Below are 2652 nucleotides of genomic sequence, written 5' to 3'. Positions count from 1 at the left end.
GTCAGCGGCCCCCCGGTGGTGACCATCGCGCAGTCCTGCCCGGCCCAACTGTCGGCCGGGTGGCGGCCGGGTGGCGGCCGGGCAGAGGCTCCGGCGAGCGGCGGCGAGGCCGACACCGGCCGGGTCGTGCCGTGGGCACGGTAGGACCGTCCAGGACGGTCCTACCGGCCCCGGACGCTCCTACCGCAGGGTCCACCGCTGGTTCGCGGCGGCGGTGCAGGTCCAGAGGATCACGGTGGTGCCGTTGCCCGTGGCGGCGCCGTTGACATCGAGGCAGAGGCCGGACTGCTGGCTGCGGATCGTGCCGTCGGAGTTGCGACTCCACCGCTGGTTCGCCCCACCGTTGCAGTCCCAGATCTGCGCCTTGGACCCGGGGGTGGCGTTCAACGGGGCGTCCAGGCACTTGCCGAGGGCCTGGAGGGTGTCCCCGTTGACGGTCCACCGCTGGTTGGCGCCCCCGTTGCAGTCCCAGATGACCGGCTGGGTGCCGTTGGCGGTGTTGCTCTGGGGCACGTCCAGGCACCGACCGGAGGCGGCGCTGACCAGCGTGCCGCTGGTGGTCGGTGGCGGGGTGGTGGTACCGCCGCCGCTGACCCGGTAGACGACCGTGCCGTGCCCGGGGACGCTGGCCGAGATGGTGCCGCTGGTGGTGCTGGTGGCGTTGGTCCACGCGTCGAGCAGGGTGAAGCTGCTGCCGCTCTTGCCGACGGCGGCGGCGGTGGTCGAGATCGTCGTGGTGGTGCTGCCCTGGTTGAACAGCGCGACGGCGACGTCACCGTTGGCCAGCGGCTTGGCCAGCACCCGGCGGGTGCCGTCGAAGGAGACCTGGGCGGCCTGCCGGCCGAGGCTGTCCTGGTTGATCGCGATCAGGTTCCGGTTGGTCAGGATGCTCTGGGTGGCCGACGACATCGATCGGACGTCGTTACCGGCGATCAGCGGCGCCGCGAGCACCGCCCACATCGCGAAGTGGCTCCGCATCTCGGTGTCGGTCATGCCGCCCCGACCGACCTCCATCATGTCCGGGTCGTTGAACCCGCCGGGACGCGCGTATCCGGCGAGGGGCACGGTGACGTTGATGATGTTCTGGATGCCCATCGGGTAGCCGTTGGTCTGGCCGGTGTCCCAGGCGTTGGTGATGTCCTCGGTGGTGCGCCACATGTTGGCCACGTCGCCCCAGTCCCGCTGCGGGCCGGTCTTGGCGTGGATGCTGTTCGGGTTGATGCTGTAGACGATGGGCCGACCGGTCGCCGCGAGGGCGTCGCGCATCTTGGCGAAGGTCGCCACCTGTTGGTCGATGGTGCCGTTTGGCGAGCACCAGTCGTACTTGAGGAAGTCCACGCCCCAGGCGGCGAACTGCCGGGCGTCCTGCGCCTCGTGGCCCTGGCTGCCGGTGGCGCCGGGGTAGGAGTTGAAGTACTGCGCGCAGGTCTTGTCGACCGGTACCTCGTAGAGGCCGAACTTCAGGCCCTTGCTGTGCAGGTAGTCGCCGAGCGCCTTCATGCCGCTGGGAAATCGGCTCGGGTCGCCCTGGAGGTTGCCGGCGGCGTCGCGGTTCGGGTTGAACCAGCAGTCGTCGACGACGACGTACTGGTAGCCGGCGTCCCGCATGCCGCTGGCGACGATGGCGTCGGCGGCCTGCCGGATCAGCGTCTCGTTGATGTTGCAGCCGAACGAGTTCCAGCTGTTCCAGCCCATCGGCGGGGTGCGGGCCACCCCGTTCTCCAAGGCCCCGGCGGCGGGCGGGCGCAGCCCGATCACGGTACCGGCCAGCAGCAGCCCGGCGGCGAGGGCGCCGGCCCACCGGCGGCCCGAGGTGCGGTGTCTCATGGTTCTCCTTCCCGCGGCGGCGTGATCCGTCGCAGGTCGTGGTCCGGCCGGCGGGCGGTGCGGTCCGTCGGCGGGACAGGGTGGTGGAGAGGCCCGGCCGATCGACTCGCCGGCGTGGCGCGGTTTGCGGGTGATGGAGGTACGACGTCCGCGGCTCTCGTCCCTGGGCGTGACCTGGTGGCGCCCGACGCCCGTCAGGTCACGCGGCACCCGTGTCGCGTCACCGGACCGCGCCTCCGGTTCCGCCGGAACGTGCCCTCCGCTCCCATCCGGCAACGTACCCTGTGAGCGCTAACATCGCAATCCGTGGATGCCTCCGGCTGCAGGTCCGCCTCGACGTCCGGCCACCACGCCGGGTACCTCCGCACCGGGTCGTCAATCCTTGAGCCTGTTATCGATAACATGCTATGTTCGGCGCTCAGGAGCCGAGGGCACCGCCTCCCGTTCGCGATCACCGGCCGTCGCAGGGCACCGGGCACATCCGGGTCGACGTGCAGTGACAGGTCGCGGCGTGCACCGGTCCGCCGCCAGATCTCCGACCCGCGCGAGCGACCGTCAGCGTTCTGCCTCCCTCGCAGTCCGGGCCAGCCCCACCGATCTTGAGTCCCCCCGCGCCCGGCAGGCGGGTCACCAGCCGCCGGGCCCCACCCCGAAAGGCAGCATCGCATGGACCACGTCCCCCACCGCGGCACACCGCGGTTCCGCTCCCGAGCCCGTTTGCTGGGGCCGGCCGGCGCGGCAATCGCGGTGGCCGTCGCCACGCTCGCGGCGGCGACCACCGCCAACGCCGGTACCACCCTCGGCTCGGCCGCCGCCGAGAAGGGC

At 71.6% G+C, this 2652-nt stretch carries 1 protein-coding gene; it reads right to left on the bottom strand.

Going from position 1 to position 2652, the window contains the following annotated elements; all coding sequences use genetic code 11:
• Positions 1–180: 180 nt before the first annotated feature.
• Complete coding sequence (locus EFE23_RS27750) at positions 181–1827, bottom strand: glycoside hydrolase family 27 protein (RefSeq protein ID WP_123243810.1); 1647 nt, start codon at positions 1825–1827, stop codon at positions 181–183.
• Between the last annotated feature and the right edge of the window lie 825 nt (positions 1828–2652).

The sequence above is a fragment of the Micromonospora solifontis genome, from assembly GCF_003725545.1.
GTDB lineage: Bacteria > Actinomycetota > Actinomycetes > Mycobacteriales > Micromonosporaceae > Micromonospora > Micromonospora solifontis.
The sequence above is the reverse complement of the archived record's forward strand: the minus strand, read 5'-3'. Positions and strand labels throughout refer to the sequence as shown.